At 68.6% G+C, this 12,468-nt stretch carries 15 protein-coding genes and 2 pseudogenes; 12 read left to right on the plus strand and 5 right to left on the minus strand.

Going from position 1 to position 12,468, the window contains the following annotated elements; all coding sequences use genetic code 11:
* Positions 1-187 precede the first annotated feature (187 nt).
* A complete protein-coding gene (locus AB0B76_RS43040) occupies positions 188-1,213 on the minus strand; it encodes an NmrA family NAD(P)-binding protein (RefSeq protein WP_360386858.1) in 1,026 nt (341 codons plus the stop codon).
* A gap of 23 nt (positions 1,214-1,236) precedes the next feature.
* On the opposite strand from AB0B76_RS43040, the gene AB0B76_RS43045 reads away from it, so the two are divergent.
* From AB0B76_RS43045 to AB0B76_RS43065, 5 genes and pseudogenes are all read left to right on the plus strand, one after another.
* On the plus strand, positions 1,237-1,704 hold the full coding sequence (locus AB0B76_RS43045) for a MarR family transcriptional regulator (RefSeq protein WP_360386860.1): 468 nt from the start codon (positions 1,237-1,239) through the stop codon (positions 1,702-1,704).
* A gap of 288 nt (positions 1,705-1,992) precedes the next feature.
* Positions 1,993-2,529: pseudogene (locus tag AB0B76_RS43050) on the plus strand (transposase); the annotation flags it as partial.
* Positions 2,530-2,583: 54 nt separating this feature from the next.
* Positions 2,584-2,730 (plus strand): annotated as a pseudogene (locus AB0B76_RS43055) (immune inhibitor A domain-containing protein); the annotation flags it as partial.
* A gap of 49 nt (positions 2,731-2,779) precedes the next feature.
* A complete protein-coding gene (locus tag AB0B76_RS43060) occupies positions 2,780-3,346 on the plus strand; it encodes a hypothetical protein (RefSeq protein WP_360387108.1) in 567 nt (188 codons plus the stop codon).
* An 83-nt stretch (positions 3,347-3,429) separates the two neighbouring features.
* Complete coding sequence (locus AB0B76_RS43065) at positions 3,430-4,074, plus strand: class I SAM-dependent methyltransferase (RefSeq protein WP_360386863.1); 645 nt, start codon at positions 3,430-3,432, stop codon at positions 4,072-4,074.
* Positions 4,075-4,130: 56 nt separating this feature from the next.
* On the opposite strand, the gene AB0B76_RS43070 is transcribed toward AB0B76_RS43065, so the two are convergent.
* Positions 4,131-4,781 (minus strand): TetR family transcriptional regulator, encoded by a 651-nt coding sequence (locus AB0B76_RS43070; protein ID WP_360386866.1) that lies wholly within the window; start codon positions 4,779-4,781, stop codon positions 4,131-4,133.
* Between AB0B76_RS43070 and AB0B76_RS43075 the strand changes: the two genes are divergently transcribed.
* From AB0B76_RS43075 to AB0B76_RS43090, 4 genes are all read left to right on the plus strand, one after another.
* Positions 4,782-5,477, plus strand: coding sequence for an NAD(P)H-binding protein (locus AB0B76_RS43075; RefSeq protein WP_360386869.1), 696 nt, complete (start codon positions 4,782-4,784; stop codon positions 5,475-5,477).
* Positions 5,474-5,902 (plus strand): pyridoxamine 5'-phosphate oxidase family protein, encoded by a 429-nt coding sequence (locus tag AB0B76_RS43080; protein WP_360386872.1) that lies wholly within the window; start codon positions 5,474-5,476, stop codon positions 5,900-5,902. The genes AB0B76_RS43075 and AB0B76_RS43080 overlap by 4 nt, the downstream gene beginning before the upstream one ends.
* Positions 5,903-5,913: 11 nt before the next feature.
* The gene (locus AB0B76_RS43085) at positions 5,914-6,771 is read left to right on the plus strand and encodes a haloalkane dehalogenase (protein WP_360386875.1); all 858 of its coding nucleotides are present in this window, start codon (positions 5,914-5,916) and stop codon (positions 6,769-6,771) included.
* 85 nt (positions 6,772-6,856) lie between these two features.
* A complete protein-coding gene (locus AB0B76_RS43090) occupies positions 6,857-7,066 on the plus strand; it encodes a hypothetical protein (protein WP_360386878.1) in 210 nt (69 codons plus the stop codon).
* Positions 7,067-7,123: 57 nt separating this feature from the next.
* Here AB0B76_RS43090 and AB0B76_RS43095 read toward each other — a convergent pair whose 3' ends face one another.
* Positions 7,124-7,645 (minus strand): RICIN domain-containing protein, encoded by a 522-nt coding sequence (locus AB0B76_RS43095; RefSeq protein ID WP_360386881.1) that lies wholly within the window; start codon positions 7,643-7,645, stop codon positions 7,124-7,126.
* Between the two features lie 544 nt (positions 7,646-8,189).
* On the minus strand, positions 8,190-8,660 hold the full coding sequence (locus tag AB0B76_RS43100) for an Rrf2 family transcriptional regulator (protein WP_360386883.1): 471 nt from the start codon (positions 8,658-8,660) through the stop codon (positions 8,190-8,192).
* Positions 8,661-8,726: 66 nt separating this feature from the next.
* Between AB0B76_RS43100 and AB0B76_RS43105 the strand changes: the two genes are divergently transcribed.
* Both AB0B76_RS43105 and AB0B76_RS43110 read left to right on the plus strand, forming a co-directional pair.
* The gene (locus tag AB0B76_RS43105) at positions 8,727-9,476 is read left to right on the plus strand and encodes an SDR family oxidoreductase (protein WP_360386885.1); all 750 of its coding nucleotides are present in this window, start codon (positions 8,727-8,729) and stop codon (positions 9,474-9,476) included.
* 226 nt (positions 9,477-9,702) lie between these two features.
* Complete coding sequence (locus AB0B76_RS43110) at positions 9,703-9,909, plus strand: excisionase family DNA-binding protein (RefSeq protein ID WP_360387103.1); 207 nt, start codon at positions 9,703-9,705, stop codon at positions 9,907-9,909.
* Positions 9,910-10,150: 241 nt separating this feature from the next.
* On the opposite strand, the gene AB0B76_RS43115 is transcribed toward AB0B76_RS43110, so the two are convergent.
* Positions 10,151-10,795: a TetR family transcriptional regulator C-terminal domain-containing protein gene (locus tag AB0B76_RS43115; protein ID WP_360386888.1), complete on the minus strand. Its 645-nt coding sequence runs from the start codon at positions 10,793-10,795 to the stop codon at positions 10,151-10,153.
* Between the two features lie 732 nt (positions 10,796-11,527).
* Between AB0B76_RS43115 and AB0B76_RS43120 the strand changes: the two genes are divergently transcribed.
* Positions 11,528-12,445, plus strand: a complete 918-nt coding sequence (locus tag AB0B76_RS43120; RefSeq protein ID WP_360386890.1) for an NADP-dependent oxidoreductase — start codon at positions 11,528-11,530, stop codon at positions 12,443-12,445.
* The last annotated feature ends 23 nt before the right edge of the window (positions 12,446-12,468 follow it).

Below are 12,468 nucleotides of genomic sequence, written 5' to 3' on the forward strand. Positions count from 1 at the left end.
GACGAACGCGGCGACGACGAGGGTCAGCCGGACCGAGGCCGGTTGCTTGCTTCGCACGGACGAGATCGTGGCAAGGCCCGACCGTTGCCGGACCCCTTGTCAGTACCAATCACCCGATACACCACCCGCACCACCGGTCCGATCCCCGGCCGCGGCCGGGACGCGGGGTCGGCAGCCGTAACACGAATCAGCGGTTGTTCCAGTCGGCGGTGCCGTCCAGGTAGTGCTTGTTGCGTTCGGTGAAGGCTTCGACAGTGAGGGGAGCCCGGCCGGTAAGGTGTTCCACGGTGTTGTCGGCGCCGGCGAAAATGCCGTTGCGGTAGTCGACGGCCACGGCGATCAGGTGTTGAATGAAGTGCGGATCGAGGCCGCGCTTCTCCAGGTCGGCGCGGAATTCGTCGAGGCTGATCGGCACGTAGGACACTGTGCGGCCCAGGGCGCGGGTCATCGCCTCGGCGATCTGGTGGTGGTTCATCTCGACGGGACCGTAAAGCGGGTAGATCTTGCCAGCGTGCTGCCGCGGATCGGCCAGGAGCGCCGCGATGACACGGCCCTGGTCCTCGGCGGCGATGGGAGCGTGGCGGGCGTCGGCGAAGGGCAGTCGCAGCTCCCCGGTCGCGACGTCGAAGAAGTTGACCAGCCATTCGGCGAAGAACGTGGGCCGGATGTGGGTGACCCCGCCGCTGAAGTGGTCGAGGAGCCGTTCGGCGATCCAGTGTTGGCGGGCGGCGTCGCTGACGGCGTCTCGCCGGGCCGAGATCTGCGACATGTTCACGATGGTCGAGACGTTGTTCTCCTCGGCAGCCTGCAGCAGGATCGCGCTGGCCTCGATCAGCCCGGGGGCGATCGGATAGGTCAGGTACGCGGCGTCGATTCCCCTGGCCGCCTTCGACACCGCGTTGAGGTCGAGCAGGTCGGCCACAACGATCTCGGCGCCGACTGTGGCCAGCCGGTCCGACCTCTCGTCGGTGCGGCGCACCAGCGCCCGCACGTGATGGCCCTGCTCGAGCAGGACCTTCGCGGCGTATCCGCCGGTCTTGCCGGACGCGCCGGTGATCAGGATGTTGCTCGCCATCATGGTTTCCCTTCGGGCCGGGTTCTCGGCTGCGGTAGGTACAACCACAGAATATGGGGGCATGTGCCCATAGTGATTATGGGCACATGCCCGTACTTGCCGGCATGCCCGGCCGGTCACCGGCGTTGACGACTGCACGGACGCGCAAGGGAGGTACCGGGATGCACGCGGCCAAGTCGGCAGTGCAGGAGTGTTACGCCACGGCGGCCCGTAAGGCGTCGCGGCGGTTGACAGCGCTCTACGACGGCATCTTGACGCCCGCCGGTCTCCGCTCGACGCAGTACGCGATCCTCAGCCAGCTCGCCGTCGGCGGCCCAGCCACGCTCAACGAGCTGGCACACGTGCTGGTGCTGGACCGTTCGGGACTCGGGCATTCACTGCGCCCGCTGCAGCGCGACGGCCTCATCCGTCTAGACAAGGACGCGAACGACCGGCGCAGCGTCAACATCACCCTCACCGACGAGGGGCGACGGAAGTTCGAGAAAGCGTACGAGCTGTGGCAGACAGCGCAGGAGCAGGTCATCGCGGTGCTCGGCCTGGCGACGGGCGCCAAGCTTCGCGACCAGCTCAACACCGTGGCGGAGGACGACCGGCTGGGCCTTCCGCCCGACACCCGCGACGTCAGCTAGGACAGGCTGTCCGGGACGCGAACGCTCACGGACGACGCACCGGCGACATGAGGGACGGCTGCGAGTCCGGGGCAGTCGTCAATCGATCGTCCATCGCGCCTGAGTTACCTCCGGACGTGACTTCCGCCCCGATGGTGGACGCGCTCGGGCGGCGCGGTACCCACTCCCGAGTACGACGTCGTCGCCCGTTACCTTGTTGATCGTCCCCGATGTGGGGATGCAGCTGCGGCAGGTGTTTGATCGGCTCGCCCGGCATGGTCGGGTCCTGGTGGTGGTCGACCAGCCGGGCTGCGCAAGGCCGGCCGCCGCAAACTCGCCGAGATCGCCGCCAAGCACGCCCCGCGGATGGGCGGACGCCTCGTCGAGCAGGTCCTGACCGCCCTGGACGAGCAGACCGTGACCGTTCCTGGCACCGCCGCGGCCGAGAAGGTCCTCCCGAGGCTGGCCGACAGCTTCCGCGACGTCCTCCGCCAGCGTGACCAGGTCGCCGGCGAGGTCGAGGGGATGCTTGATGCACACCCTCTTGCCAAGGTCCTGACCTCGATGCCCGGCATCGGGATCAGGACCGCAGCCCGCATCCTCCTCGAAGTCGGCGACGGCACCGCGTTCCCGACCCCGGGACACCTGGCCGCCTACGCAGGCCTCGCCCCGGTCACCCGACGCTCCGGCACCAGCATCCGCGGCGAGCATCCACCCAAAGGCGGCAACAAACAGCTCAAACGCGCGTTCTTCCTCGCCGCGTTCGCCAGCCTCGCGCATCCACCCTCCCGGGCCTACCACGACCGCAAGCGAGCCGCCGGGAAACGTCACAATGCCGCCCTCATTCACGCGGGACAGGGCGGCGAAGTCACTGGTAACCCCGGAGACCTCTGGTCGCACAAGTGGACCCTGCCGAGCGCCTACAACGCGGACGGCACGCGCATCTTCGCTTATCTGACCATCCCCGAGGACGCCCGAATCGGTGTCTGCGCCCACGAGTTGGGACATCTGCTGTTCGGCTTCCCCGACCTGTACGACATCGACGGCACTGCGGAGGGCATCGGCAACTGGTGTCTGATGGGCAGCGGTTCATGGGGTGGCGGCGGCGACGTGCTACGACGCCTCGCTGCCTGGCGAAGGGCTGGTGATCCTGCACGTCGACGAGAAGCAGCCGGACAACACCGACGAGTCTCACTACATGGTGGGACTGGTGCAGGCCGACAATCAGCGGGACCTCGAGTGGTCGGCGAACCGCGGCGACCCCGGCGACTCCTACCCCGGAAGCACCGCGAACACCTCGTTCAGTCCGACGAGCACTCCCAGTTCGCACTCGTACGCGGGCGCCCCGACCGGCGTCTCCATCACCGGCATCTCCGCGTCCGCCCCCACGATGACGGCCACGGTCGCGGTCTCCGCGCCGGGACCGGTCCATGTGCCGGTCGGCGCCGCCGCGGCGCGGGCGAAGATGGACGGCGAGGTCGGGCTGGCCGAGTTGATCCCCGCCCTCCACGCGCGGTTGGAGGCGCTGGAACAGGTAGTGGCAGGCGACGCGCGGAGGTCTGCCGAGCCGGTCCTCGACGGCGGCCAGCGGCCGGCGCGCACCGGTGCGCCAGACGGCCTGGAGTCCGCTGTGGGCGTCGGCCACGCCTACAGGCGGCCGTAGGACACCCATGACGCTCGGGTTGGCTGTTGTTGCTGCCAGCCGACGCGGGCCCGGTCGACGCTTGACCGATAGGGTCGCGGATCGTGGATGCTCAAACTGAAGAACTGCGCCACGCGCACGACGTGCTGGCAGGCTGGTATGCGGAACGTCTGAGCGGTGTCCTGGAATCGATGCCGACCGAGCGCGCGGTGCTCGACCTGTTCAGTGAACTGACCCTGGCCGCGGGCCTGGGCGCCGAGGTGGCCGACGTCGGGTGCGGGACCGGCCGGCTCATGCCGTATCTGGCCTCGCGCGATCTTTCGCCGCGCGGCGTCGACCTCTCTCCCGGCATGATCGAGGTCGCCCGCCGTGACCATCCGGCGTTCCCGTTCGAGGTGGGCGACCTGCGCGACCTGCCGTTCCCGGACGCTTCGCTGGCCGGCGTGGTGTGCTGGTACTCGCTGATCTTCCTGGCCCCGACGGCCCGCACCGTGGCATTCGCCGAACTCGCGCGCGTCCTCCGGCCAGGCGGCTACATGGTGACCGCCTTCAAAGACGGCGACGGTCGGCACCGGCGTAGCGGGCGGTCCGCAGGTCTCGGCGTGGAGTTCGACTCGTACTGGTTGCCCGCCCGGGAAATGCTGGACCTGGCCGGGGCCGCCGGCCTCGACATGGTGTTTCAGGGCAGCCGCCCGCCTGAGGAATCAGAGTCATGTCCGCAGGGCTACTTGCTGCTCCGCAAGGCTTAGAGTTCCCAACAAATGCGAGTTGTGCCCTCCGGTGTCCTCTATAGACAGTGATCTGCTCAGCGCTGGCGGGCTCGGGCGTGGAGGGCGGCCCGCAATGCCGGGCCGAAGATGCGCTGTACCTCGGCCGAGGGCAGGGCAGCGATGGGACGGATCGGGTTCAGATATCGCGTGAAGATCAGGCCGCCGATCACGCCGACCGCGGCGGTGGCGCGTTCGGTCGCGTCGGGGCCGCCGAGAAATTCAGCAATGCGGACGAGTAGCTCACTTTCCAGGTACCCGCGGAAGGCGCGCATCGTGTCGTCGTCCTGCAACGCTATACGGTTTTCGGTCGGCGCGGTGGCGTCCCACAAGGTCGTAACGGCGGTCAGCAGCCGGTCGGCGAGGCCGGCTTGGTCGCCCGGCAAGGCCTGGTCGAGGGCGGTGGACTCCAGGCACAACAAGTTCAGCGACTGGCCGAACAGGCCCTGCTTGGAGCCGAAGTGGTAGCTGATGAGCGCCGAGTCGACGCCGGCCGTGGCGGCGATGGCGCGGACCGTCGTGCCCTTGTAGCCGTGCTCTCGGAACAGCTCGCGGGCGGCCTCGGCGATGCGGGCTTTGGTCTCGGGGTTGCCACGGGGCCGGCCCCGAGTTTTATTCAGCACGGTTGAATATTGCGCTCCTCGCGCGGGACCGTCAACGCCATCAACCCCGCAACGAGGAGCGAGCACATGCGCACTGTCATCTTCGGCGCCAACGGACCGACCGGCCGCCAGCTCACCGAGCAGGCCCTGGCCGCCGGCCACGAGGTCACCGCGGTAAGCCGCCGCCCGGGTACCATCCAGCCCCGCGCCGGCCTCACCGTGGTCACGGCCGACGTGACCGACCCCGCCGCCGTCGAACGTGCCGTCGCCGGCAGCGACGCAGTTCTGTCCAGTCTGGGGGTCCCGCTCTCCCCTCAACCGATCACCGTGTACTCCCAGGGCAACGCGAACATTGTGGCGGCGATGCACCGCCACGGGGTGAAGCGGATCGTCACGGTCAGTTCCAGCGTCATGGATCCGACGTGGCGACCGACCGGTGAATTCTTCTTCAACAACGTCATGGACCCGCTGGTCAACCGCAGGCTGGGCCGCACGGCGCACGAGGACATGCGCCGTATGGAGGCCCTCGTCCGCACCAGCGACCTGGACTGGACGATCGCCCGGCCGTCCGGGCTGTTCGACCACCCAAGCGTCACGCGGTACCACGTTGCGGAGAACGTCGCGGACGGGCTGTTCACTGCGCGCACGGATCTCGCGGCGAGCATGGTGGCGCAGCTGACCGACGACCGGTTCGTCCGGCGCGCCATGGCGGTGATCACCACCGAGGTGAGGCCGAGCATCGTCGGGCTGATCTGGCGCGAGGCCATCGGGAAGAAGTCATGACACGGCCCGCAGCTCGCGGCCATCGCGCCGCGGCAATGCAGCCGCCGTCGCCGCGCGCCGCGGCGTTCCTCGCCGAGCCGCACCTGTGCACGCTGACGACCCTGCGGCCGGACAGTTCGCCACACGTCACGGCCGTCCGATTCACCTGGGACCCGGCCGCCGGCCTGGCCCGGGTACTGACCGTCGCGTCCAGCCGTAAGGCCCGCAACATCGCGTGGCGTCCCGACGGCCGCATCGCAGTGTGCCAGGTCGCGGGATTCCGTTGGATCACCCTCGAAGGCGCCGCGACGGCGTCCGACGACCCGGCGCGGATCGCCGAGGGGGTGCGCCACTACCTGTGGCGGTACCAGTCTGTTCCGCCCGCCCCACCCGACCGCGTCGTGATCGAGATCGCGGTCGACCGCATCCTCAGCCTTAACCTCTGAAAGGTCATGTCATGCCCACTACTCGTATTCTCAACTCGACGATGTTCCACCGGGAACTCGGCACCGGGCACCCGATCGTGTTCCTCCACGGCAACCCCACCTCCTCGTACCTGTGGCGGCACGTCATGCCGGCGGTCAGCTCCGGCCGGCGGCTCGCACCGGACCTCATCGGCATGGGCGAGTCCGGCAAGCCCGACCTCGCGTACACCTTCGACGACCACGCGAGATACCTGGACGCCTGGATCGACGCGCTCGGCCTGGACAGCATCGTGCTGGTCGGCCACGACTGGGGCGGCGCGCTCGCATTCGACTGGGCCACGCGGCACCCCGGGCGCGTGCGCGGCCTGGCGTTCATGGAGACGATCGTGAAGCCGATGGCGTGGGAGGAGTTCCCCGAGGGCGGCCGCGACCTGTTCCGGTCGATCAAAACACCGGGCGTCGGCGAAACCATGATCCTCGACAACAACGCATTCCTGACGCAGCTGCTGCCGTTCACCGTCGCGAGCGGTCTCGGCGACGACGATCTCAAGGTGTACCTGGATCCGTACCCGACGCCGGAAAGCCGCCGGCCGTTGCTCCAGTGGCCGCGATCCATGCCGCTCGGCGGCGAGCCCGCCGACATCGTGGCGCGCATCGAGCGGTACGACACCTGGCTGGCCGCAAGCACAGAGGTACCTAAGCTGCTGCTCGCGTTCCAACCAGGCCCCGGCGCGATGATGGGACCGGAGATTGTCGACTGGTGCGCGAACAACATCGCCGAGCTCGAGATCGAGCAGCTCGGCCTCGCCGGCCACCACGCGCCCGAAGACCAGCCGGAAGCGATCGCAGCGGCGGTACGCGACTGGGCGTCCCGGCATGCCCTCCTGTAGGCATGGCCTCCGGTAGCGCACGATCCTCCGTTCGGCCCGCGGACACATCCCAGGTGATCAGACCAGCCCCATCGGCCACCAGATCATGGTGCTGCAGCGCCAGCTCGGAGAGCAGCGTCCGCGGTTCGATCCGAGCGACCGGGCGTTGCTGGCCGCGCTGCTGCACCAGGTACCGCGCGACGTGGTGCGGGAGCTGCGTCTGCTGGTCCGTCCGGTCTACGGTCTGGGAGATCCTGCTGCGAGGCGGCATCGATCCGGCACACTGCTGGTCTTCGGCCCGTTCGACTGTCGTTGACGAAGACGACGGGATCGCGGAGGTCCCCGATGGCCCCCGCGATCCCGTCCGGTCCGATCAGGCCGGAGTGGCCTGGAAGTACTGGTTGTTGCCGCCGTTCCACCAGTACGTGTCGAGCTTCGCGCCGTCGCCGCGCGCGTCCTGGTACACCTCCAGGTAGAGGCCGCTGGAGACGTTCTGGATGGTCCGGCCGATGTAGTCGGTCGTCAGGCCGGTGCTCCACAGCTCGTACTGGTTGCCGTCGCAGGGAACCTGGAGCACCTGGTGACCGGACACGCCGTCGCTCCACAGGCACTTGCCGCTGTTCAGGTTCTGGATCAAGTAGTAGCCGCTGGCCTGCTGCCAGAAGACCCACTTCTGGTTGTTGCCGCCCGTCCAGTGGTAGAGGATCACCGGCGCCAGCGTGCTGGTCGAGGCGCTTTGCACGTCCGCGAAGATGTACGGGTTGGACGCGGGCGACAGCCACGCGGTGAAGTTGCCGGAGGCGTGCGCGGTCCCGGGGCTGATGGCGACCGCGCCGGCCACCGCCGCGACCGTGGCGGCGACGCTCACGGCGAGCTTCTTGAGGTTCCGGTTCATCGTGTACTCCCTGTCGCGTTGCTGCGATCGATGTGGGTGAGTGTTTTGCCAGGGAAGACCGTCGAGTACGGACGATCAATACGTCAGGAATCCGTCACTTCGGCGGGACAGCTCCGGGTTGCGGCCCGCTCCTGGCCGCGCCGCACCCTGCAGCCGCTGTCCGGCTCGGTGCCGCAGCGGCGTCGGCACGACAAGAAGTCGGCAAGGTGGCGGTCCGACGATGGGCGGGCACGTGACACCGGGCGATCCCGCTCGGCGCCGCCACGACATCGAGGACCGGGATTCATGGTGCTTGCACGGCCGACGAAGCGGCGCGCGCGGTGAGCGACGAACGCCGGCTGGTCACCGTCGTGGGGTCGCGGCGCCGGGTCGACCTGTCCGTCCCGTCCCGTCCCGTCCCGTCCCGGGCCGTTAGCGCTGCCGCCTCGGCCGTTCACGGCCGTCGAGGACCGCATCGCCGACCTGCCCGCCGCCGACGGACCGGGCCGGGGCACCGGCGCGAACGCCGGCCGGATCCCGGTCGGCTCGACCTGATGGCCGGTGCTCAGGTGCGGGAGAGCAGCCGACGGGTTCGGGCGGGGACGTCAGCGGGCAGCGTGCCGATGACGTCGGCCAGGCTGACCGCTGCCAGACTGGCTCGCCATGCCTCGTGGGCCGCGCTCATCGTCGTGGCCAGGACGCACGGCTCGGTGCAGTCCTCGGCGGGCAGCGCACCACGCCCCTGCTGCCTGATCTCCCGACACTGGTACGGGTCTGCACCGCCGTCGACAGCCTCGATCACGTCCAGCACGGTGATCTGCGACGTGGGCCGGGCTAGCCGAAACCCGCCCCGCGGGCCCGTCGTTGCGGTCAGCACCCCGGCGCGGACCAGGTGTGCCAGCTGTTTGGCCAGGTAGGGCGCGGGAACGCCGAAGTGCTCCGCGAGCTGGGCGGCGCTCGCCGTAGCGCCGCCGTCCAGCTGCGCCAGGGAGGCGACGCAGTGCAGAACCCACTCCGCACTCTCAGGCAGTTTCACGCGCCCAGCCTAGCCACACTGCTATTATGGACCTCTGATATCCGCAATAGGCAAGGAGCTGCCAAGATGCGAGTAGCCGTTGTTGGGGCCACCGGACGGATCGGCTCCCTGACCGTCGCCGCCCTGCAACACGATGGGCACGATGTCGTGCCCATCAGCCGGACCCACGGTGTGGACGTCGTCGCCGGCACCGGCCTCGACGAAGCCCTGGCCGGGGTGGACGTGGTCGTCGACGCCGCCAGCACCAACGCCGCGACCGAGGCCGAGGCCGTCGGCTTCTTCACTGCCGCCACGGCCAACCTGCTCGCCGCCGAACAGCGAGCTGGGGTCGGCCACCACGTCCTGCTGTCCATCGCCGGGGTGCGCACCGTGCCCGGCAACGCCCATATGGCGGGCAAGCGCGCCCAGGAGGCGGCGGTCGAGGCCGGGCCGATCCCGTACACCATCGTTCCCGCGACGCAGTTCCACGACTTCCCGGCGATGGTCGCCGGCTGGGTCGAACAGGACGGGGTCGCGCAGCTGCCGCCGCTGCTGATGCAGCCGATCGCCCCCGCCGACGTCGCGAACATCCTTGCCCGGGTCGCCATCGGCGCCCCGCAGGGCCGCCACCGCGACATCGCCGGAGCCGAGCCGCAGGACCTGATCGACATGGCCCGTCGCACGCTCGCCGGGCAGGGCAGGAGCATCCGGCTCGTGCCGACCTGGCACGGCGGCATCTTCGACGAGACCGCGGCCGGCGACGTCCTGCTGCCCGCGGCCGACGCCGAGATCGCCCCCACCACCTTCGACGAATGGCTGGCCACCCAGCAACGATGAGTGAGCCGGGGCGAGACCTTGGTGAAGCGCATGTGCACCGTCGCGGTCAGCGTCGACCCGTCGTCCAACGGGCCTGGGTGTCCTGGCTCGTGGATCGGTTCGCCGATCACCGCGGGCAGGTCGGACGACGGGTCGACGCGTATCCGGGTGGCGCAGCGGGTGAGTCGGTTGCGTGGTTCCCGCTCGTGGTTGCCCTTGCGGCCGCGCCCGCCGCGACCAGCCATGACTGTCGAGACGGGGGAACCTGCAGCCGAAGTGGTATTCCACGCGCGACGTGGCGATGCTGCTGGGCTACGGCACCTCAAAGGTGAAGATGCTCATCGCCGCCCACGAGCTGCGTTCCATCAAGGACGGCAAGTACCGCCGCATCCTGCCTGAGCCGGTGGACGAGTACATTGCCCGCCGCGCCCGCGAAGCGCGGGAGCGCTGGTGAGCGCGAAACGGACCCGGGCCAACGGGGAAGGCTCGACAAGTACGTCTACGGCAAGACCGCGACGAGGCCCACGACAAGCGGATCAATCCGCCCCACCCTGCTACGGCAGCGCGACCACGCCGCTGACCACCACCAGACCCACGCGCCGACCTGTTCGAGCGGCTCCTCACCTGGGCAGTGTGCTCGCGCGCCGGCCGTGATCCTCGGCAGCAGGGCAGCATGAGCGAACACGTACTTCCCGCTACGATGCTTCATCCTGCTCGCGGGCGAGCAGGTGCAGATGTGTTATGGCCATGTCGATCGCGGAAGCCATCGGCGTGACGTCGCGGGAGGTCTGCGCCAACAGGTAGCCCCCCTGGACAGCCGCCACGAACCCCGTCGCAAGTTGGGCCACGTCGACGTCCTGCGGAATGACACCTTCCTGCTGAAACCGGCGAAGGAGATCTTCGAAGAGTTCTTGCCAAGCCATGAACAGGTCGTGGAGCTTCCTGCGCGCGACTGAGTCCTGATCGGAAACCTCGTTCGCCAGGGAGCCCAAAGGGCACCCGTACCGGCCGTCTTGCAGGGCATTGCGCGCGACAAGTGCATCTCGCCAACGTCGCAGGCCCGCGAACGTCCTCACCTTCTCCAGGCGTTCTCGCTCACCGGTTATCGTTCGCTCGCCCACAAACTCGATCACTGCCCGTACCAGCGCTGGCTTGTCTTCAAAGTGTCGGTACAGCTGCGATTTACTGACGTTGCTCGCTGAGACGACATCGTCCAGAGTCGTTCCACCGACTCCTCGCACGCGCATCAGATCGGCGGCGGTGGCGACGATTTGAGACCTCGTCTTCGCGCCACGCGCCGTCAACCGCGCGGCTGCGGCCGTCTGCGAGCTCTCCTCCACACTGCCATGGTACTGACAGGACCGCCGCACGAACCAGGTCAAGGCATCAGCGAGGGGCGCCGCGGCCGCGCATGGGCGCCGGTGAACGTGGACGTGTGCAGCCACCTAGCCACATCTGGACGATTTCGTCTCGATTGGTCAACCATCGACATCCCGTGAGGCGTCCCATCGGCCATCGTGTGTGCATTTCCACGCCCGCAGGCGTACCGGCCTCTGCGACCGCACCGCCAGGCGCTCGCAGAGCGACACCGAGCTGCACTGGACGAGTCCGTCCAGTCAGTTGTGGTCGGACCGTTCAACCAGTACAAACAGGGAGAGTCGGCTGTCACGTCTGCGCCTGCCGAACCGCGGGTGATGACCGCCAGGCATCCCCCCTCTTCCTGCGGCCGGGCGGCCCGCAATCCCACCGCCACCCGTGCTTCTACTCGGCCGATGGATATGCCGATGTGGTACCTACCCATGGCGACATCATGCGATTCGGTGATGAGGTTCTCCGCGGTGAGGGCGTAGCGGCCCACAATCCGGCATCAATTAACTGGACTACAACGTCCAGACAGGCATCGATCTGGTAGCACTCGCTGGCCACCATTGGCTTGGCACAGCGCGTCTGATGGTCGTGGCGATACGTCCTCGTCTGGCCGCGCGCCCCGTACTGGCGCTATACTGGACGAAATCGTCCACATAGCCGCCCCCGCAGTTTGGCGGCGGGGACTGGATACAGGGAGGTGCCGGATGAAGGCGATTGTGGTGACGGATCAGGCCGCGGGAACGGCCGGGATGACGCTGGCGGAGCGACCCGGGCCGGAGGCGGCGGGGAACGATGTGCTCGTCGAGGTCCATGCCTCGGGCTTCACTCCTGGAGAGTTGACGTGGCCGTCGAACTGGACGGATCGCCTCGGCCGTGACCGGACGCCGTCGATCCCCGGCCACGAGTTGGCCGGTGTGGTCAGCGCCCTCGGGTACGGAACGACGGGCCTGTCGGTGGGACAGCGGGTGTTCGGCCTCACGGACTGGACCCGTGACGGCACGCTGGCGGAGTACGCGGCCGTGGAAGCGCGTAACCTTGCGCCGCTGCCGGGAGACGTCGACTTCACCGTGGGCGCGAGCCTGCCGATCTCGGGTCTGACCGCTTGGCAGGGACTGTTCGAGCACGGTCGTGTTCAGGCGGGGCAGAGCGTGCTTGTGCACGGTGCGGCCGGCGGCGTCGGATCGATGGTTACCCAGCTTGCGCGTGAGGCCGGTGCCTACGTCATCGGTACCGGACGTGCTGCCGACCGTGAGACGGCACTCGAGTTCGGCGCGAAGGAGTTCGTCGACCTCGATAACGACTCACTGGACGACGTCGGCGGAGTCGATCTGGTGTTCGACGTGATTGGCGGTGACATCGGGAAGCGGTCGGCAGGGCTGGTTCGAGCCGGAGGAGCACTGGTGACGATCGCCGGCCCGCCGGCGGCGCGGCCTGCGGACGGCCTGGCGATCGACTTCGTCGTCGTGTCCGATCGCACCCAGCTGAATGAGATTGTCCAGCGGGTGCGGGACGGACGTCTGCGGACGGTCATCGGCAACGTCGCGACCCTCGATGATGCCGTTGCGGCGTTCAATCCGACCGAGCGGGCCAAGGGAAAGACGATCATCCGCGTTCGCCCGTAAGGACTTGGCACACCTAGCGCGAG

This window comes from Dactylosporangium sp. NPDC049140 (assembly GCF_040648435.1).

Excerpts from the sequence above, each read along its gene's own strand:
- AB0B76_RS43080 (WP_360386872.1), top strand. The coding sequence starts at position 5,474 with ATGACACGGCCCGCAGCTCGCGGCCATCGCGCCGCGGCAATGCAGCCG.
- AB0B76_RS43120 (WP_360386890.1), top strand. The coding sequence starts at position 11,528 with ATGAAGGCGATTGTGGTGACGGATCAGGCCGCGGGAACGGCCGGGATG.
- AB0B76_RS43075 (WP_360386869.1), top strand. The coding sequence starts at position 4,782 with ATGCGCACTGTCATCTTCGGCGCCAACGGACCGACCGGCCGCCAGCTC.
- AB0B76_RS43085 (WP_360386875.1), top strand. The coding sequence starts at position 5,914 with ATGCCCACTACTCGTATTCTCAACTCGACGATGTTCCACCGGGAACTC.
- AB0B76_RS43045 (WP_360386860.1), top strand. The coding sequence starts at position 1,237 with ATGCACGCGGCCAAGTCGGCAGTGCAGGAGTGTTACGCCACGGCGGCC.
- AB0B76_RS43090 (WP_360386878.1), top strand. The coding sequence starts at position 6,857 with ATGGTGCTGCAGCGCCAGCTCGGAGAGCAGCGTCCGCGGTTCGATCCG.
- AB0B76_RS43105 (WP_360386885.1), top strand. The coding sequence starts at position 8,727 with ATGCGAGTAGCCGTTGTTGGGGCCACCGGACGGATCGGCTCCCTGACC.
- AB0B76_RS43095 (WP_360386881.1), bottom strand. The coding sequence starts at position 7,645 with ATGAACCGGAACCTCAAGAAGCTCGCCGTGAGCGTCGCCGCCACGGTC.